13 protein-coding genes and 1 rRNA gene (1 of these 14 cut by a window edge) are annotated in these 20,091 nt (G+C 52.9%); 2 read left to right on the top strand and 12 right to left on the bottom strand.

Going from position 1 to position 20,091, the window contains the following annotated elements:
- Window positions 1–1,357: ribosomal RNA gene (locus LOS79_RS27840) — 16S ribosomal RNA — on the bottom strand (it extends 191 nt beyond the left edge of the window).
- Window positions 1,358–1,815: 458 nt separating this feature from the next.
- On the opposite strand from LOS79_RS27840, the gene LOS79_RS27835 reads away from it, so the two are divergent.
- Both LOS79_RS27835 and LOS79_RS27830 read left to right on the top strand, forming a co-directional pair.
- Window positions 1,816–3,066, top strand: coding sequence for an MFS transporter (locus LOS79_RS27835; RefSeq protein WP_315413995.1), 1,251 nt, complete (start codon window positions 1,816–1,818; stop codon window positions 3,064–3,066).
- A gap of 239 nt (window positions 3,067–3,305) precedes the next feature.
- Window positions 3,306–4,517, top strand: a complete 1,212-nt coding sequence (locus tag LOS79_RS27830) for a molybdopterin-dependent oxidoreductase (RefSeq protein ID WP_397386817.1) — start codon at window positions 3,306–3,308, stop codon at window positions 4,515–4,517.
- A 97-nt stretch (window positions 4,518–4,614) separates the two neighbouring features.
- Here LOS79_RS27830 and LOS79_RS27825 read toward each other — a convergent pair whose 3' ends face one another.
- The 11 genes from LOS79_RS27825 to LOS79_RS27775 form a co-directional block, all read right to left on the bottom strand.
- A complete protein-coding gene (locus tag LOS79_RS27825; protein WP_315413992.1) occupies window positions 4,615–5,550 on the bottom strand; it encodes a hypothetical protein in 936 nt (311 codons plus the stop codon).
- 13 nt (window positions 5,551–5,563) lie between these two features.
- Window positions 5,564–6,838 (bottom strand): ABC transporter permease, encoded by a 1,275-nt coding sequence (locus LOS79_RS27820; protein WP_315413991.1) that lies wholly within the window; start codon window positions 6,836–6,838, stop codon window positions 5,564–5,566.
- Entirely contained in the window at window positions 6,835–7,560 is a 726-nt protein-coding gene (locus LOS79_RS27815; RefSeq protein ID WP_315413990.1) for an ABC transporter ATP-binding protein, read from the bottom strand. Before LOS79_RS27815 ends, LOS79_RS27820 begins: the two co-directional genes overlap by 4 nt.
- 11 nt (window positions 7,561–7,571) lie before the next feature.
- On the bottom strand, window positions 7,572–9,296 hold the full coding sequence (locus tag LOS79_RS27810) for an alkaline phosphatase (RefSeq protein WP_315413989.1): 1,725 nt from the start codon (window positions 9,294–9,296) through the stop codon (window positions 7,572–7,574).
- Window positions 9,297–9,933: 637 nt separating this feature from the next.
- A complete protein-coding gene (ligA, locus tag LOS79_RS27805) occupies window positions 9,934–11,946 on the bottom strand; it encodes an NAD-dependent DNA ligase LigA (RefSeq protein ID WP_315413987.1) in 2,013 nt (670 codons plus the stop codon).
- A 76-nt stretch (window positions 11,947–12,022) separates the two neighbouring features.
- A complete protein-coding gene (gene pcrA / locus LOS79_RS27800; RefSeq protein ID WP_315413986.1) occupies window positions 12,023–14,392 on the bottom strand; it encodes a DNA helicase PcrA in 2,370 nt (789 codons plus the stop codon).
- A gap of 39 nt (window positions 14,393–14,431) precedes the next feature.
- Entirely contained in the window at window positions 14,432–15,151 is a 720-nt protein-coding gene (locus LOS79_RS27795; RefSeq protein WP_315422488.1) for a heptaprenylglyceryl phosphate synthase, read from the bottom strand.
- A 195-nt stretch (window positions 15,152–15,346) separates the two neighbouring features.
- Window positions 15,347–16,213 carry a phosphatidylinositol-specific phospholipase C/glycerophosphodiester phosphodiesterase family protein gene (locus LOS79_RS27790; protein ID WP_315413985.1) on the bottom strand — a complete coding sequence of 289 codons (867 nt, stop codon included), beginning with the start codon at window positions 16,211–16,213 and terminating at the stop codon, window positions 15,347–15,349.
- 122 nt (window positions 16,214–16,335) lie between these two features.
- Complete coding sequence (locus LOS79_RS27785; RefSeq protein WP_315413984.1) at window positions 16,336–17,736, bottom strand: undecaprenyl-phosphate glucose phosphotransferase; 1,401 nt, start codon at window positions 17,734–17,736, stop codon at window positions 16,336–16,338.
- Window positions 17,733–18,632, bottom strand: a complete 900-nt coding sequence (locus LOS79_RS27780; protein ID WP_397386816.1) for a glycosyltransferase family 2 protein — start codon at window positions 18,630–18,632, stop codon at window positions 17,733–17,735. Before LOS79_RS27780 ends, LOS79_RS27785 begins: the two co-directional genes overlap by 4 nt.
- 216 nt (window positions 18,633–18,848) lie before the next feature.
- Complete coding sequence (locus LOS79_RS27775) at window positions 18,849–19,892, bottom strand: glycosyltransferase family 2 protein (protein WP_315413981.1); 1,044 nt, start codon at window positions 19,890–19,892, stop codon at window positions 18,849–18,851.
- Window positions 19,893–20,091: the final 199 nt, after the last annotated feature.

Raw genomic sequence — 20,091 nt, 5'->3', positions numbered from 1 at the left:
CGATTACTAGCAATTCCGACTTCATGCAGGCGAGTTGCAGCCTGCAATCCGAACTGAGACCGGCTTTGCTGGGATTGGCTCCACCTCGCGGCTTCGCTTCCCGTTGTACCGGCCATTGTAGTACGTGTGTAGCCCAGGTCATAAGGGGCATGATGATTTGACGTCATCCCCACCTTCCTCCGGTTTGTCACCGGCAGTCACTCTAGAGTGCCCAGCCTTACCTGCTGGCAACTAAAGTCAAGGGTTGCGCTCGTTGCGGGACTTAACCCAACATCTCACGACACGAGCTGACGACAACCATGCACCACCTGTCTCCAATGCTCCGAAGAGGGGCACTATCTCTAATGCTTTCATTGGGATGTCAAGACCTGGTAAGGTTCTTCGCGTTGCTTCGAATTAAACCACATACTCCACTGCTTGTGCGGGTCCCCGTCAATTCCTTTGAGTTTCAGTCTTGCGACCGTACTCCCCAGGCGGAGTGCTTACTGTGTTAACTTCGGCACCAAGGGTATCGAAACCCCTAACACCTAGCACTCATCGTTTACGGCGTGGACTACCAGGGTATCTAATCCTGTTTGCTCCCCACGCTTTCGCGCCTCAGCGTCAGTTACAGCCCAGAAAGTCGCCTTCGCCACTGGTGTTCCTCCACATATCTACGCATTTCACCGCTACACGTGGAATTCCACTTTCCTCTTCTGTACTCAAGTCACCCAGTTTCCAGTGCGACCCCAGGTTGAGCCCAAGGTTTAAACACCAGACTTAAATGACCGCCTGCGCGCGCTTTACGCCCAATAATTCCGGACAACGCTTGCCCCCTACGTATTACCGCGGCTGCTGGCACGTAGTTAGCCGGGGCTTTCTTCTCAGGTACCGTCACTCCGGTAGCAGTTACTCTACCGGACGTTCTTCCCTGGCAACAGAGCTTTACGATCCGAAAACCTTCATCACTCACGCGGCGTTGCTCCGTCAGGCTTTCGCCCATTGCGGAAGATTCCCTACTGCTGCCTCCCGTAGGAGTCTGGGCCGTGTCTCAGTCCCAGTGTGGCCGTTCACCCTCTCAGGTCGGCTACGCATCGTCGCCTTGGTGAGCCGTTACCTCACCAACTAGCTAATGCGCCGCAGGCCCATCCTCAAGCGGCAGATTGCTCCGCCTTTCATTCTCCTCCCATGAGAAAAAAGAAATTATCCGGTATTAGCTACCGTTTCCGGTAGTTATCCCAGTCTTGAGGGCAGGTTGCCTACGTGTTACTCACCCGTCCGCCGCTAAGCATTTCCCGAAGGAAATACTCCGCTCGACTTGCATGTATTAGGCACGCCGCCAGCGTTCGTCCTGAGCCAGGATCAAACTCTCCAATTAGGTTTTTCCGAGCGGCCACTTCACCCGAATCACTCCGAGGAAATAACCATCCGAAAACTATCGAAAAGAGCGATTGCTCATTTTGAAACTGACGATTCATTAAATGAATCTTTGTAAAAATTAACGCGTTCCATTTGTTCAGTTTTCAAAGAACTTGCTCCCGGCATTTCAACATTATGTATCTTGCACAGGAATTAGATCATATCATGTTTATTCATTTCTTGTCAACTTATTTTTCACTCGGCCGTTTCAACCGGCGTCGATGTCTCATAAGCACAAGAGATAATATATCATGCCGTGCAGATGTTTGCAAGCTTTTTTCATAAATAAATAAAACAACGCATAATTACACTCCACCCGGCACAAATTGATTCCCATACTGCCCTGATAGTAGATACAATAGAATTTATTGTCTCCTCTAATTACCATTTCTTATTCTCATCTTGAAAGGAGTTCTCATGTCTAACAAGAAAGCATCCTCAGCCCCTTCCAAAGTTATGGAGGAGCCGCGTAATTTGCAGCAAGCAACTATTTACCGCATTTTACTTGCAGTCAGCTTTGTCCATTTATTCAATGATTCCATTCAGGCGCTTATCCCGGCAATGTTCCCGGTACTGAAGGACAACATGCTGCTCTCTTATGCGCAGATTGGCTGGATCGCCTTTGCCCTTAATCTCACCTCATCGGTCATTCAGCCGGTTATCGGATATGCCGCCGACCGCAAACCGCGTCCTATATTACTACCGCTCGGGATGTGCTGCACGCTTGCTGGTGTCTTTATGCTGGCTTTTGCCGGGAACTACATCCTTGTTATTGTATCCGTAATTCTTGTTGGCTTCGGTTCAGCAGCCTTCCATCCTGAAGGTATGCGTGTAGCCCATATGGCCGCAGGCCAGCGCAAGGGTCTGTCTCAATCGATCTTTCAGGTAGGCGGCAATGCCGGGCAGTCCTTAGGGCCTCTACTAATGAAATGGGTGTTTATCCCCTTCGGGCAGATGGGGGCACTCGGCTTCACCGTAATTGCTGCGGCCGGAGTTGCCGTCCAGGCATATGTAGCCCGCTGGTACCGCGAGATGCTGGATGCCGGATACACCTTCCGCAAAAAAGCAGTCTCCCGCACCATCGATCCAGCCCGCAGCAGACGCATTCTTATCGCCACTGTCATTCTGGTCTTCCTTGTATTTGTCCGCTCCTGGTACGGCGCTTCCATCGGCGGGTATTATGCCTTCTACTTAATGGATAAATACGGAATGACACTGGATCATGCGCAAATTTATATTTTCATGTATCTCGCAGCTGGTGCTGTAGGAACCTTCTTCGGAGGTCCGCTTGCCGACCGGTTCGGCCGCCGGAATCTGATTCTGATCTCGATGATCGGCACGGTGCCGTTTGCGCTGGCTCTGCCTTTTGTGAACCAGTTCTGGGCGGCGGTGCTGCTGATTGTCTCCGGATTCGTGCTGTTGTCCAGCTTCTCCGTCACGGTGATCTATGCGCAAATGCTCTATCCGGGCAATATCGGCACGGTCTCAGGTCTGATTACCGGGCTTGCCTTCGGTCTCGGCGGAATTGGTTCTGTCGTGATCGGGCATCTTATTGATACAATAGGAATTGCAACTGTGTTCGTGGCCTGCGGCTTTCTTCCGCTGCTCGGCCTGCTTGCGCTGCTGCTGCCGGGGGATAAGCAACTGGAGGAATGGGCAGCAGAGTAATCCGGCTAACCTGTTATATATGAAATGCTGGTCCATCTATTCCCTGCATGGGTATGATGGACTTTTTTGCGTAAATACAGATAAGGCAGAGAAATTATTCAACCGGCATTTTTTGCGGTACAATTAGTTAAAACTTGAATGATTATTATGTGTTGGAGGTTCAGGAGGAGGGAAGGCTATTGAGGAGCATCCTTACAAGAATAAGCAAAGGTTACGGCAAAAAGCTTGTCTCCATTCATATGTGGAATACGTGGCTCGTACTGTTCCTGGCGCTTAGCGGCTTGCTGCTGATCGGCGGCTTCTGGCGTGAGCTGCTGGGTGAGGGCAGAGTGTGGCTGAAATGGGCTCATATCGTCTTTGGACTGGCCCTGCTGATTCCGGTCATCTATTATTTGCTGCTGGCTGCCAAGCATTGGAAACGGCTAAAGGGCAAAACCGGGCAAAAAACAAACGTTATCTTCGTTCTTGCCCTTCTGCTTGGCTGGCTGATCTCCGGAATTGTGCTCTGGCAATTCAGACTTGCCGGACCGAGGGCAGCGAATGCGGCCCTGCTGATTCATGACCTGCTCACCTGGATCGGACTGCCGGTAATTATCTATCACTCGATCACCCGGGTGAAATGGCTGAAGGAGCCGAAGAAGCGTTCTATCGTGGCCGAAGAGACTAATGCCGGAAGCACCGCTGCTGATGTGCCGAAACGTCCAGCCCCTTACGGCGGCTCTCAGCCTGTATATACGCGGCGCGGATTTGTTAAGCTTGCGGTTGGTGCAGGACTGGCCGTGACACTAGGTCCGACTTTTGTTCGCTGGGCCTCAAAAGCCTTGCAGCTGCCCGGCACAGCCGACTATGCTGCGGGTAATGCCAACACTCTTGTGCCCGATCCAGTTCCCCTGGCGGATTCCTCCCCACCGGTTGGCGGCGGAGCAGACGGTAGCTTCCGTGTATACACGGTTACTGATATCCCCGCGTTCGATAACTCCAACTGGTCGTTTACGATTGATGGTCTGGTGGATAAGAAATTCACCTGGAACTGGAAAGAATTCGTCAAGCTGCAGCGCGAGGTGCAGGTCAGTGATTTTCACTGTGTAACCGGCTGGTCTGTATATAACAATACATGGGAGGGGCTACCGCTCTACAAGCTGCTGGATATGGCCGGTGTGAAAAATACAGCAGCTACGGTCAAGCTCTATTCTGGTGACGGTGTGTATACCGACTCTCTTACCCTTGCACAGGCCCGGATGGAGGATGTGATGGTAGCCGTTCTGCATGACGGCAAGCCGATCCCGAATCAGCTCGGCGGACCGGTACGTCTTGTGACTCCGCAAATGTATGCCTATAAATCGGTCAAATGGCTGAACCGGATTGAACTGATTGCAGAGGATCATACCGGATACTGGGAGCTGCGCGGGTACGATAAGGATGCCTGGCTGCCCGGTGCGAAGCGGGTATAACCTGCTGCCCGGGGTTAGATAAGCTTCATCTCGAGTTAAAAGAACAACAAGCCTGCTTGTCCCGGCCGGGATAAGCAGGCTTGTTGCTTAATGTAGGCTATAGGCTTGTGAAGGAAGCATCATAAATGCGGAACATCGTCTTGTAACCTGATTCGTCTATCTTTATGCCCACATCCAGACGCCCCGATATTTCGAGAGGACCACTGGTGTAGCGGAGCTTGCTGCCTTCCGGAACAAATACAATCATAATCTTGTTCCAGTAAGTCTCATCGCCGTTGTCGAACGGACACTCTGCGCCAGGCTCCGGAATGAGCAGAAACCAGTTTTTCTCAAAGGAAAGCACTTCGCCCATGAAGCCCTTAATCGTCACCTTGCTGCCGCTGAGATCCCAGAACCGCTCTGACGGCCGGGTCTGATCGCTTCCGTCAAAGAAGCCGTTCCAGTCAATCCCCGTATTGCCTGAAGGGGATGAGGCTGGCGGCGGCGGAGCGGCCGCCTGGACAGTGCCGGCCTTAACAGGCGCCGCTCCGGCAGCTTCCTCCGCCGGTTGCTCTGCCGCTGCCGGCTGCGCGCTGCGGACAGGTGAAGGAACGGCGGTGCCCGCCAAGGAACCAGCCGTCTTCCCGGGGGGCTGCGGTGAGGCAGCCGCCTGGGCCGCAGACGGTTCAGGTACAGACGACGCAGCCGCAGAGCCAGACGGCTTGTTGTCAGCAGCCGTCACGGTTGCTGCAGCTGTCCCGGCCTGCCCGGCAGCTTGAACAGGCCCTGCGGCGGCCGTAGTTGCCTGCGGCGCCGGTGTGGCTGCAGCTCCGGCAGGCTCAGCACCCGCTGTGGCCTCAGCAGCCGGCTGCCGGGACGCTTCGGCTTGGGCAGCAGCCGTGGCTGCTATGCCATCCGAAGCCTGTGCGGCTGTGGCAACGGCAAAGGATTCGCCTTTTCCTTCAGCCGTGCCATCCTGGCCGCAGCCCTGAAGCAGCAGTATCCCTGCAGCAGCAGCCGACAGCAGAATCAGTCTTCCCTGTAATCGTATCAAATGTGTGTACCTCCTATGATTTGAACAAAGCCAGCGGGTGCATCCGGTACATCCGGAAGGCCGGTCCCAGCGAGGAGAGCAGGCCGATAGCAATAGCTCCTAGAACAATCATCCAGTGCTCTCCTGTCAGATGGCCCGGCTCGATCTGAATACCCGCCTGGGCAAACAGCGCATCCTTCAGCAGGTATGCCGCTAGATGGCCGAGCAGCAAACCTGCTATGAGCCCCGTAATGGTCAGCAGCAGGCCTTCACTAATTAAAGTCAGCCACACATAAGCTTTGGATTTGCCAAGCAGACGCAGTATCCCTACATCCTTGCTCCGTTCTCCGGCTGCTGCAATCAGGGATAACAGAATCGAAATAGCAGCGAGCAGTACACAAATTGCTGTTAGTACGCTGAGCAGCCGTGAGCCTTGATCAACTGCATTCAGCACATCGGAGACGGCCTTGCTGGTGTAAGCCGCCTGGACGCCATTACTGCCGTCGAACGCCTGCTTCAGATCATGTGCCCCAAGCAGGCTGGCCGGCTTGACGAGTACTGCGGTGATCTCCCTGTCCTCAGGGGCAAGCTCATGCACGGCCCAGGCATAATCTACGGTCGTAAACACCGCGCGGTCATCCGGAGTATGCAGCTCAGGCAGAATGCCTGCAACTGTGTAGCGGAAGCTGTCATGGGCATGCTCTTCATCATGCGATTCCGGCATCCCTTCATCCTCCGCGTGCCCGGCACTCGCCTCAGCTTCATGATTCTCTGCGTGCCCAGCCTCAGCAGACTCGTGGCCACCTTCCTGCACCAGCCCGTGTGCACCCGTGAAGCTATCTCCTACTTTCAAACCTAAGGAACGGGCAACATACGATCCAACAATCGTCTCTCCGGTATGTGCATACATCGCGCCTTCCTGCAGCTTGGTGTCACCGTAGCGGGTAAAGAAATAACCGGCATCCAGTCCGACAATCGGGAATCCCTTGTAGTTGTCCCCCGTGGTCATCGCATAGGCTTCAGCAACAGACTTATCCTGCTGCGCCTGATCCAAGACAGCAAGCGGGATATTTCCGGTTGGTGCCCCTATATGATAAAAGGTATTCAGCACAAGCTGCGTTTCACTGCCTGCCGCTCCAATCACAAGATCATAGGGGCCATAGCCTTGTTTGGCCCCCTGCTCTACACTCTCCCGGGATAATGCCAGCAGCACGATAAAAGCGACTGTAACCGCCACTGCACAAACCGTAAGCAAAGACAGAAAACGCCGGTGCAGTACATTTCGGAGCGTCAGCCCGAAGAGGCTCATAATGTCACCTCTTCCTGTATGACGTGACGCCTCTGAAGCATAGATCCAGACAGTGGCTCCCTCCGGATCCCGTTAATATCTTGAATATTCAGACACCGCGGAAACCGGTTAGCCATGTTAAGGTCATGTGTAACCACGATTAAGGTGTGACCCTGCGTAATGCTGAGTTCAAGCAAAAGAGAAGAAATCTCATCCGCCGTTTCCCAGTCCAGGCTGCCGGTAGGCTCATCGGCCAGCAGCAGCGGCGGATGGTTTATCAGTGCCCTTACTATCGCAACCCGCTGCTGCTGGCCGCGTGATAATTGGGAAGGGAGATGCTGAGCGCGTCCCTCAAGTCCAACCTGCTCCAGCCAGCCGTCTACGATCTGCCGCCGCTCCTTATGCGCCAGCCGGGAAGTCATGGCAATCTCAATATTCTGCCTGGCTGTCAGGGAGGGAATCAGATGAAAGTCCTGCAGTACATAGCCGATAGCGGATGCCCTGAAGGCATCACGCTTCGCTTCAGTCATCTCATGAAGCGCCGTTCCGCCCACCACAATACTGCCGCTGTCCGCTCCCATAATTCCGCTAATGAGATGCAAAAGCGTGCTTTTACCGGACCCGCTGGGTCCGGTAATGGCTACATGCTCTCCTTTTCTCACATTCCACTGCGGGATATCGAGGATCGGCACTGCCCGGCCATCCACCTTGAACTGCTTTTTTAAACCATGGATTTGGAGCACTCCCGCCACTCCTATCTCAATTGGATCCGCTCAGACAAGGAGTCCCAGGTTAAGTTCGCGCCTTTCAGCTTGCTGAATGCACTAAGCGGAAGGTACAGCACCCCGTTATCAACATCAACTGTATAATCGGCTGATTTGCCGTTCAGATTTGCTGTTTTCGCGCTCAGGTTCACATCAATGGTATTCTTGGCCAGCGTAAGCTTGGCTGCGGCTGCATCCCCTTTATAGGTACCGCCAAGCGCCTTGGCCAAAGCTTCTGCCGGATAGAGCACCTCGTTGTCGCGGCTGATTTTAAACTTCGGATACAGATATTTGGACTGCAGCTCGGCTGAACGCTTGTTCAGATCAAGCCCCAGGATACCTGCCCCGGCCTTGGCAATCTGTGTGTTGTCCACTTGACCCTTCACCTTGTCCGCGATCGGGCCGTATGCCCAGATGCCGACATCCACCGCCGAATGTCCGTGGCCGGACCAGCCGATCAGCAGACGCTTGGAGATTACTGCGTTGTATGCACCTTCGCGTTTGTATGAGGAACCGTCACCGTTCATAATCTGGGTAACCTCTTCATCGGTCAGATCGGTAATCCACGTATTCTGCGTTACGATACTGCGGATTTCTTCCGGCGTCTGCGCTGCTTCAAGCGCGGCTGCCAGGCTTTCGGAGGAATGCTTTTGCTTATCCCACAGGTCAATGTTGATTTCGTAAATATTGTCACGGGAGAGGGAGAGGCCGCCTGTTTCATGGTCAGCGGTAACAACGACGGAAGTATTCCCGTTTTTCTTCGCGAATTCAATCGCAGTCTTGAACGCTGCATCAAAGTCGAGCGCTTCCTGCACAAGGGTCGGCAGATCGTTGGCATGACCGGCATGGTCAATCCGCCCGCCTTCAACCATCATTACGAAGCCGTCTTTATCTGCGGACAGGATATTCAGCGCTTTCGAGGTCATTGCTGCTAGGCTCGGGATTTCTGCAGTCCGGTCAGGGACATAAGCCACATGCGAGCTGCCGAACAGGCCCAGCACCTTCGCGTTCTTGGAGGTCAGCGCATTTAAAGCTGCGGTATTCTCAACCACCGTATAGCCTTTCGCCTGGAAATCAGGAAGGATATTCTTGTCCGTACGCTTGCCCTTTTCCTCTTTGGTTACAAAAAACTGCTTCCCGCCGCCCATAAGCACATCTACACCGCTCTCCAGATACTGCGAGGCAATGGCGGATTCATTATCGCGGCTGCGCACATGGGAGGCGTAAACGGCCGGAGTCGCGTGGGTAATACGTGCTGTGGTCACAAGTCCTGTAGCCTTGCCGCTGCTCTCGGCAGCTTCGATAATGGATGCAAACGGCTTCGATACGTCCTCGTTGGACACACTGATGCCTGCGTTGTATGTTTTATGTCCTGTTGCAAAAGCAGTTCCGGCTGATGCAGAGTCTGTAACGATACCGGATACGATTTTGCCGCCGTCTTCCCCGCGGTCTGCACACGTAGTGGCTTGTCCTACATAGTAAGGATCGAGGTTCAGGTGGCTGACGCTCTTCGTATACTGCTGATAATATCTCGCCGCTGAAATCTGGGCCGGCCCCATACCATCGCCAATCAGAACAATCAGATTCTTGGACTGGGCTTTTGTACTTGCTGCTGTGTTGTTAGCCGTACTCTGTGCCGCACCGGCCAGTGTTGCTCCTGAAACTACCGCTGCTGCTAATCCCCCAAAGACAATGCCCTTCATAAGCTTGTTCATTGTATACCCCTTCCTTGTTATGGAAAATTCTTAAGCAAAGCTTAACTTGGAAAGGTTAGGCGACTGTCATAATTAGTTAAGTTTTGTATTAAATTATCAATTGTTCATGTGATGCCATTTAACAGTCAGGATACATTCTCCTAATATATATATTTGAACAATATTGCCCTCAGGGCGAACTCAGCTGGTTGCCATTCAACAGCTTGGCTGCTGTTCACTGTTCCAGCGAAGGCTCTTATTAATAAGCAGCGGCTTCAACGCGCTGGCTGACGCTGATCCGCTCCCATCTGACGGAATTACGTGGACAAACGTATCTTAATTTCATCATTTTGGCTGCTTTTTAGATTTTAATTGGATAAACGTCATTTAATTTCTCGCCTTTACCCTGCTTTGGCCGATTTGACGTAAATTAAGTGCTGTTTTTCCAACTGCTCTTTGAATGTCTCTCCTCCGGTTTCTCAGCAAGTGGAGAAAATCCATTTATTTCAGGAAAACCAGACTTACAAGCTCTAGACAATGCCGTCACAATTTTCTTTAGCCACAATTATTTAAAAAAAGCCCTGTACCCCTTCGCCCGAAAGCGATGGGGTACAGGACCCTGTTCTTACTGTGCTAAGTGAACTCTGGACCTGCCGGCCTACATTTCCAGCAGCCGGATCAGTTCATCCTCATCCTCAATCACTTGAATCCCCAGCTGCTGGGCCTTGGCCAGCTTGCTGCCCGCCTTCTCCCCGGCAATAACAATATCCGTCTTCTTGGATACACTGCCGGATACCTTGGCACCAAGCGCTTCCAGGCGTTCAGCCGCTTCCTCGCGGGTCAGCTTCTGCAGCGAACCGGTCAGGACCACAGTCTTGCCGCTGAAATAAGAGTCTGTACTCACCTGCCGCGGCGCTTCTGGCGCTTTGGCCTCTACCCCCAGGCTGAGCATGCGGTTAATGCTGGTGACGACAAACGGATCTGCGAAGAAGCTCACAATGCTCTCAGCCACAATGCCGCCGATATCAGGCAGACCGGCCAGCTCTTCTGCTGTTGCATTCATTACAGCCTCAAGGCTGCGGTAATGGTCGGCCAGCATCCGGGTTGTCGCTTTGCCTGTATTCGGGATGCCGAGTGCGAACAGGAAGGAAGCCAGATCCCGCCCCTTGCTGTCTTCCAGCGCCTGAAGCAGGTTCGCTGCCTTCTTCTCCCCGAATCGCTCCAGCTTCACCAGCTGTTCGAAGGTCAGCTCATACAGATCAGCCGGCTCACGCACGCTAAGCTCCTCATGCAGCTGGCCTGCTGTCTTCTCGCTGAAGGTCTCGATATCCATCGCATCCCGGGAGGCGAAATGCGTAATCCGGCTAACAATCTGCGGCTTGCAGTCCAGCTTGTTGTTGCAGAACAAGTGCGCTCCGCGCATTTCCAGCGGGAATCCGCAAGCCGGACAGTTCTCAGGGAAGATAATTTCTTCTCCATCGCTCTCTTCCGTCACCTTGCCGAGTATTTCCGGGATGACATCATTGGAGCGGCGGATGAACACGCGGGTGCCCAGCGCAAACTTCAGATTCTTGCGTTCGATATCGCCTACATTGTTAAGCGTGCAATTCTGGACCGTAACTCCCGCCAGTTCAACCGCTTCTACGCGGGCCAGAGGAGTAACCTTGCCGGTCCGGCCCACATTCCAGCTGACTGATTCCAGAACAGTCGTAGTCTCTTCCGCCTCGAACTTGTAAGCAACTGCCCAGCGCGGGAATTTATCCGTATAGCCCAGCGCTTCGCGGATGCGGAAATCCGTCACCTTGATTACTGCACCATCGATCAGATAATCCAGGCCGGCGCGGCTCTCTTCAATCTCTGCCAGCTGCCCGGTTACCTCATCGAAATTAGCGAAGTACGTAAGGTATGGATTGACTTTAAACCGGCTATTGCGCAGGAAATCCATCATCTCCTGATGGTCGGCAAACTGTACACCTTCGGCATACCCCACATTATAAAAGAAAGCATTCAGCCTGCGGTCAGCTGTCGTCTTCGGGTTAAGGTTGCGCAGGGCTCCGGCAGCGCCGTTGCGTGCATTCTTCAGCGGTTCAGCTGCACGGGTGTTGTAATCAGCCAGAACAGACAGATTCATAATCCCTTCACCCTGAACCTCAATTACGCCTTCCTTGAATGGAATCGTGAGCGGCACCGACTTAATCGTCTTCACCTGAGCCAAAATCCCTTCCCCCGTCACCCCATTGCCCCGCGTTGCCGCTTGGACCAGTGCACCGTCCCGGTAAGTCAGGTTAAGTGTTAAGCCGTCGAACTTAAGCTCTACAGCATAACACGGCTCCGGCAGCGGATTGTCCGGATTCTTCGTGTTATAGTCATTCACCAGCTTCAGTACGCGGGTGTTCCAGCTGCGCAGCTGTTCGATATTCTGGGCCTTATCGAGACTCCACAAGGGTGCAAGATGCCGGTGCGGAGTGAAGCCTTTCAGCAGTTCTCCGCCGACACGCTGGGTAGGAGAAGCGGGAAGAACAAGGCCGCTCTCCGCCTCAAGCTGAACCAGCTTATCATAGAGCACATCATATTCCTTATCACTGATCTGCGGCGTATCAAGCGTATAGTAATGATAATTATGTTGATTCAGCTCGTCTACGAGCTCTTCCATGGTATGCATAACGTCCATCCGGCACATCCCTTCGTCAAATAGGTATCCTACGGTTAGCGTGGTCCAAAAACATAATCGTTAATCGCAGCTTCATTTATTCAACTTTGGTAATCGGGGCAAAACCGGCCAGCAGCCGTTTCACCCCTACCGGCGCCGGGAAGGCAATCTGCAGCTCCGTATCATTGCCGCTGCCCTTCACGGCCACAACGGTGCCGGTGCCCCATTTGCCGTGGGCCACCTTATCGCCGGCCTTGAAGCCGCCGGCTTCCGCAGCCGCTCCGGCTCCGCCCGTCGTGCGCTGCGCGCCGCCGGTTGTCACCACGACCCGGCCCGCGCCGGGCTTAGCTGCCGCCGAGCTACCGCTGCCGAATGCGGCGGCACCGCCGCCTGCCGGCGCATTTCCGGCAGCCCCTGCCTTGCTGCCGAAGTTCCCCCGGCTGCCTCCGCCTCCGCCGAAGCCGCGGCCGCCATAGGCACCGCCCACCTCCGCGCCTCCGCGCCGGAAGCGGTCCGATTCCCGGACGGTGTCTTCCTTCAGCTCCTCCGGAATCTCCTCCAGGAAGCGCGACGGCTGATTCGCCGTCGTCCGGCCAAACAGCGTGCGCATCCGTGCACAGCTGAGGAACAGCTGCTTCTCCGCACGGGTAATGCCCACATACGCCAGCCGGCGTTCCTCCTCCAGTTCATCATTGTCCTGGAAGGCACGGCTGTGCGGGAATACCCCCTCTTCCATCCCGATAATGAAGACGGTCGGGAACTCCAGCCCCTTCGCACTGTGCATCGTCATCAGCACAACGGCATCGCTGCGCTCCTCCTCATCATTCACGCTATCGATATCGGCCACGAGCGCCAGATCTGTGAGGAAGGAGATCAGCGACTTATCCTCGTTGTTCTTCTCGAATTCCATGGTTACAGACAGGAATTCGTCGATATTCTCCAGACGCGAGCGTGATTCCAGCGTGTTCTCATTTTGCAGCTCCAGCCGGTATTGTGTCAGCTCCAGTATTTTCTCCGTCAGCTCGGTCACCGAGAGGAATTCCACCATACGGTGCAGCGCTTCGATCATATCGTAGAACTCCACCAGTGTGTTGCGGGTCCGTCCGGCGAATCCGAGGTCATCCACCGTCTGCAGCGCCCGGAAGATCGATACCCCCTGGGAAGCAGCTGCTGCCGCCAGTTTACCGACAGTAGTGTCACCAAGCCCCCGCTTCGGCACATTAATAATCCGCGCCAGGCTGATATCATCATCCGGATTCGACAGCAGGCGCAGGTAGGCCAGCAGATCCTTAATTTCTTTGCGGTCATAGAACTTGATCCCGCCGACAATTTGATACGGAATATCGGATTTGATCAGAATTTCTTCTATTACCCGGGACTGGGCATTGGTACGGTACAGAATCGCATGGTTCTGGTATGCCTGCCCCTGCTTCACGTTCTTGCTGATCTCTCCGGTGACGAAGTAGCCTTCATCATGCTCGGAATCGCCGCGGAACACTTTGATCTTCGCACCCTCGTCTGAATCCGTCCACAGCTTCTTCGGCTTGCGGCCGGTGTTCAGTGCAATGACGCCGTTCGCTGCATTCAGAATGTTGGAGGTAGAGCGGTAGTTCTGCTCCAGCAGAATGGTCTTGGCTTCCGGGTAATCCTCTTCAAAGTTAAGAATGTTCGTAATGTCCGCCCCGCGCCAGCGGTAGATGGACTGGTCGCTGTCGCCGACCACGCAGATCCGATGGTGGCTGTCGGCAAGCATCCGGCAGAGCATATACTGCGCCCGGTTCGTATCCTGATACTCATCGACATGGATGTACTTGAATTTCTTCTGATAGAAATCAAGTACTTCAGGCGCATCCTTGAACAATTGGATCGTCTTCATAATCAGATCATCGAAATCGAGTGAGTTATTGCTTCTCAACCGGTGCTGGTACTTGGTGTATACCTGGGCCACGAGCCCTTCAAAATAATCACCGATCTTCTGCTCATACTGCGCCGGAGTGATCAATTCATTTTTGTTCGCGCTGATAACGGCCTGCACAGCCTTCGGTTCAAACTTCTTGGTATCGATATTTAAATCCTTCATACAATTGCGGATTACGGACAGCTGGTCCGTAGAATCCAGAATGGAGAAGTTTGAAGTGAAGCCAATCTTGTCAATATCCTTGCGTAGAATCCGTACGCACATCGAGTGGAACGTGGATACCCAGATATCCCGCCCCTCCGGCCCTACCAGCCTCGAGACACGCTCCTGCATCTCCCGGGCAGCCTTATTCGTAAAGGTAATCGCCAGAATCGCCCAAGGCGGCGCCTTCCGATTAGCAATCAGCCAGGCAATCCGGTGCGTCAGCACCCGGGTCTTACCGCTGCCTGCTCCGGCCATAATCAGCAGCGGCCCCTCAGTTGTCTCCACAGCCTGGCGCTGCGGAGGATTAAGCCGGCTTACGGCGTCCTGTATGTTAACAAGTTGCATGTGTAACATGCTCCTTTCTGAATATAAGCTTATTTAAATCTACAGCCACTGTTCCCGTTCAAGCTGCGGCGTACTCTTCACTGCCTGTACCGTCAAAAGCGCCTGCTCCAGATCACGGTATATAATATTGCCGACCACCACTGTATCACATAGCGCCGCCGCCTGCACTGCTTCTGAGGCACCAGTTACTCCGCCCCCATAAAAGAGCTGGCTGTGCCCGACCATTTCCCGCACCTCGCGCACCGTTTCCATATCTCCGAAGCTTCCGCTGTACTCCAGGTAGACTACCGGCAAATTCATCAGCTTGTCGGCAATCTGCGCATACGCAGCCGCCCCTTCAGCGCTCAGCGAGCAGTCTGCCCCGGTAAGCCGCGCCACCGAAGAATCCTCATTCAGCACGATATAACCTTCCGCCAGCAGCAGGTCCCAGGGAATCAGGCTGCCGAAGCGTTCAATCGCCCGGCGGTGCTGTCCCAGAATCCATGACGTATCCGGAGTATTAAGCACCATAGGAATCATGTACAGATCAAAACCCGGCACAGCCGCTTCCAGATCCGAGACTTCAAGCGCACATGGCAGATTATACTTCCGTATTCTTGCAAGAAGACTCACGGTATTGCTGTAAGTCACTCCGGTAGAGCCGCCTACCAGAATTGCATCCGTTCCCGATTGACAGACCGCTTCCAGTTCTCTGTCGCCAAGCTCCCGGTCAGGGTCCAGCTTGAACACATGCCGCCACGGCTTGATGAATTGCCGCATTCCATTCATGATCTTCCATCCTCATTATTCATCTGAATACATCCTTCAATTCCCTGTAATTCCAAACAACAAATACACTCCTGCACAAGCAAAAGCCGTATCTCTAGTCTATGTCAGCACAAAGGGAGTGTCAATTTAAACAGGGCAAAAATGCGAACATTTTTTCGCCTTTTTGCTTTAGGAGCTTTGCACCTGTCAACGTACGCCCTTGATCAGGTTCAAGTCATTTTCTGAGACGAAATCCGTATAAAATCCGTTCACGCCCATCCGCGACAGCTCCCTGATCTCTTCTTCATCATTCACCGTATGCACATAGACGCGGGCGCCGGCATTGGTCAGCTTGCGCACAAAGCTCTTAGTGGCTCTTGTAGTCGGCATGGTAATGTCCACACCGGTTTGCTTCACAAACTCAATGACGGTCTCATCACTGTCCTGCGTCTGATACAGCGTAAAGATCATTTCCGGAAAAGCATACACCTGGTTCACCACATCCCGCATATCGCGACTGTACACTTGCGGAACGATCCGCTGCAGCAGGGCGGGATCTCTTTTCTCTGCCGCTTCCACGATCAGCTGAAACTGCTTCGTGACCTTCTCCGGCTCCAGCTCCTTCGTATCTGTTACAAGGTAGGCATCCGGGTAGATGACCAGCAGATTCATAATTTTATCAATATCAAGCGGAGAATAAATCTCCAGAATCGGGCTGTCCATGACCTCTTCATAACTCAGTACAGTGCCTTGCTTGTCTGCCGGCAGAACGGTCTGCTGGCCCAGCAGCTTGCTCATATTCGCGGTCCACTCATGGCGGGCAACCAGCTTATTGTCACTAGTCAGCAGCAGATCCGCCTCAAACACCCGCGTTCCCTGCTCATAGTTAGCTATAAAGGCATCCAGTGAATTGGTATAGGTGGAGTCATGAATTCCGCCCATCGCATGGGCAACAACTCTATAGGCAGCGAAGCCGGTAGCCGGCTGCTCCTTTTTTCCTCCTAAGGTAAGTACAAGCAACAGGGCAACAGCCCCGATCATAATAATGGAGGCGATAAGTTTTTTCCGATCCATAATAGCAGGTTCCTTTACATATAACAGAGTTGTAGGACTGAAAATAAGAAGAAACGGCTGTGTTGTCCTCAGGGGAGCAGCAACCGTTTCTATGGATAATTGTATAGATAATTTATGATTGCTTAATAAGCATTCTTGAAGCCGTTGCGGATGGTCTTGGCGATGATCCGGATGTCGAACAGCAGCGACCAGTTCTCGATGTAGAAAATATCATGCTTAATCCGCTCTTCAATCGACGTATCGCCGCGCAGCCCGTTGCTCTGTGCCCAGCCGGTAATTCCCGGACGCACATGATGCTTGACCATATACTTCGGAATCTCACCGCGGAACTGTTCTACATAATACGGACGCTCTGGACGGGGACCGACCACGCTCATCTGTCCAAACAGCACATTGAAGAACTGCGGCAGCTCATCCAGACTTGTACGGCGGATAAAGGTTCCGAACTTAGTCCGGCGCGGATCTTCAGGTGTACTCCAGCCCGTGTCTACTCCAGCCTCCGTCTGCATCTTCATCGAACGGAACTTGTACATCATGAAGTTACGGCGGTTCAGGCCAACCCGCTCCTGCTTGAAAATAACCGGCCCCGGTGATGTCAGACGCACACCCAGCGCTACTATCAGCATAACAGGTGACAGCATAATAATAGCGAACAGCGAGAAAATGAGATCAAATACCCGCTTGGCCATCTTGTTCCCCGCCATATCCAGCGGAATATCGCGCACATTAATCATCGGCATTCCGGCAAAGTTGTCAAAGTAAGGACGGGCCGGCAGGTAGTCGAAGAAATCGGGAATAATCAGCGTACGAACTCCTGCCTTTTCACAAGTCGCGATGATAGACGGATACTTCGAGTGGGCATCCAGCGGCAGCGCCAGGATCACCTCATCGACCGGAAGCATCTCCAGCATACCCTCCAGTTGATCCACCGTTCCGAGTATCGGCTTGTAGCGCTTCTCCTCAATGCCGTCCCATGCATGGTAATCATCCAGGAAGCCGATCGCCTCATAACCCAGCTCAGGGTATTGCTCCAGGTTATTGTAGAATCTTTTACCCAGCGTACCTGCGCCGAGAATCAGTACAAACTGGCGGTTAAAGCCCTTCTCACGCAGCGACTTCAGCATCTTCTTCAGCACATAACGATAGAGCATAATGGACAGAATATTAAAGCCCATGTAGATAGCCAGATATTGCCGGGATACATCAATTTCCTTCAGGAAGAACATCACGCCGAGCAGGATAAAAATCGCCATCACGTGAACCTGAAATATTTTGACAAACTCATCAATAAAACGTTTCTTGCGCTTAGGCTGATACAACGACAGCAGGATCCCGATCAGTACAGCAATTGCAGCGTAAATAATGCTCCAGTAAGCATACGACTCTACAGGCAGAGTTCTGTACGACTCGAGCAAACCGCTCTTGAACTTCAGCCACCAGGCCGCCAGGAAGGCAATCTGAATGACCAGAAAATCAGCAACCATATATAGTTGGGTCAAAAACTTCTGATTACGGCGAATCATAATCTCACCTCAGCATTTGATTCATTACGTATTCCGGCTTCTCCGGAGACAGTCAGACTCTGCGCTGGTGTTGGTACCTTACGAGGGTTAATCAGGGCATTGCGCAGCAGGGACAGGGCGAACTTCACGCCGACTCCCGCATATACCACTCCATTTATCATACTGCCATACCGCTTGCTATAATGCTTCCTGTGGAATAAAATCATTGCCCGGTGGAATTCATACACAATCTTGAACGGTCTGCGCCGCGCGCTGCCGCCTTTCAGGTGCACAATTGACGTCCGCGGATAATAATAAATCTCCCAGCCGGCTTCCTTGATCCGGTAACACCAGTCCAGATCCTCGCCATACATGAAGAAGTTCTCATCCAGACCCCCGACCTGCTCAATCGTCTCCCGCCGCAGCAGCATGAACGCCCCGACCAGGGCATCTACCGGATATTCATCATCCGGGTCCAGATAGCCCAGCTGATACCCATTGAAGCGCGGACGGTCCGGGAACAGCTTGCTGAAGCCAAATGCGTAATAAAAGGAGGCTGACGGAGTCGGAAAACCTCTTCGGCATGCCTTATCCAGCGCCCCGTCCGGCAGAATCACTTTGCAGCCTGAAGCACCGACATCCGGCCGGCTGTCCATAAACCTGGTCATCGTCTCCAGTGTGTCCTTACGAACTACCGTATCGGAATTCAGCAGCAGCACATACCGCCCGGAAGCAGCTTCCATTCCTTGATTATTGCCCTTGGCAAACCCTACATTCTCCGAATTGGCAATCAGCAGCACATCCGGATATTCCTTGCTGATCATCTCTACTGAGTTATCATGGGAGTTATTGTCTACTAAAATAATTTCATAGGAGTAACTTGTCTCTGAATCATAGACCGACCTGATACAATCCATTGTCAGGCGGCATGTGTTGTAATTGAGAATTAATATACTGACATCTACATTCACTGCTGTACTCTCCTGACAAATATAGTAATCTATCGACAATCATTATAACACAAAACCCCCGCTGATAGGCAGAGCCGTGTCAGGGAGGTTTTTACAGGGGAGATCGAGGATAATAGTGGTAGAGGTGCTTATTAATGCAGAGAAGGCTTCATACGTTTGCTACTACTCCCGTTGTTTCATTAATTGCTTAGCCTTGCCTTGGATATACCGGCGCTTACGCTTAAGCACAGCCCGCTGCGCGAAGAAGGATGACCAGGCCCCCAGCAGCTTAGGCTCCTTCAATAGTGAATAGCCGTGTGCAGCAATTTCGTAAGGCAGGGAATACAACAGGGTCAGCCACATTCTGCCGGAGGATTCGTTCTTATAGATCATTTTGTAGCGGTTAATATAGGAAATCCTTTTGATGAACATCGCCTTGCCGCTGCGGCCGGATGTTTTCCAGCCCCGTTCGTGGTAACCGATAGCTTCAGCATCGTAGTACGACTGCCAGCCGAATAACCCGGCACGCCAAGCCACATCAACATCTTCCTTGTAGGCAAAAAAATCGGCGTCGAAAAACTCTCCCTCCACGCTGATATCCTCAATCATCCGCCGGGAATACATCGCCGCAGCTCCGGACGCCCCAAACACAGGACCGGATTCGTTCCACTGGTCAGCCGGCTCCCCCGCCCCGCGGTCAAATGCCCGGCGTGCCCTATTCATACGCAGTCCCGTACTGTCCACCAGCTGGTGGTCCGCCTTCAGCAGAAGCTTACCGGTTGCGCTGCCAATTTGCGGGTTAGTCTCCATCCGGGCGACCAGCCGGGATACATAATCAGATGCAAGCGTAAGATCGGGATTGAGCACCAGCACATAGTCTGTAGAAGTCCCGGCAATCGCCTGGTTATGTGCGGGGGCGAAGCCGGTGTTACGTTCATTTTCCAGGAGGACGAGGGATGGACAATGATTATGGCCGCTGCTATCTGCAATAATAGTTGAATTCTGGTTCGCCGGGGGAAGCGTTGGTACAGGCGCTTGCGGCGAGCCTGAGTTAAGCTCATGGTAGAACGCCCGAACCTTGTCCGCCGAACCATCGGTCGAGGCATTATCGACTACCACAATTTTTTTAATTGGATAATCCTGAGCAAGCACTGCTGACAAGCAATCAATAATGTCATCCGCGCTGTTATAGGTAACGATATGTACACTTACTGTTTTGGATTTCATAGGGTACCTCGGATTCGTGGTTTCGGTATTGGAAATCTATATAAGACGCACTTAAGATTTGAACTTGAAGCTTAGTCATCACTGCGGTGAACATTTGGACTTCCGGCCGCTGTTGTCCCCAGATTTCCTAATTCATAACGCTGTTAAAGGTAGAAATCCGGTGACAAAGGCGATCGCTATCGCTCCTACAGCTCCAAAT

This window comes from Paenibacillus sp. MMS20-IR301 (assembly GCF_032302195.1).
Classification (GTDB): domain Bacteria; phylum Bacillota; class Bacilli; order Paenibacillales; family Paenibacillaceae; genus Paenibacillus_AQ.
The sequence above is the reverse complement of the archived record's forward strand: the minus strand, read 5'-3'. Positions and strand labels throughout refer to the sequence as shown.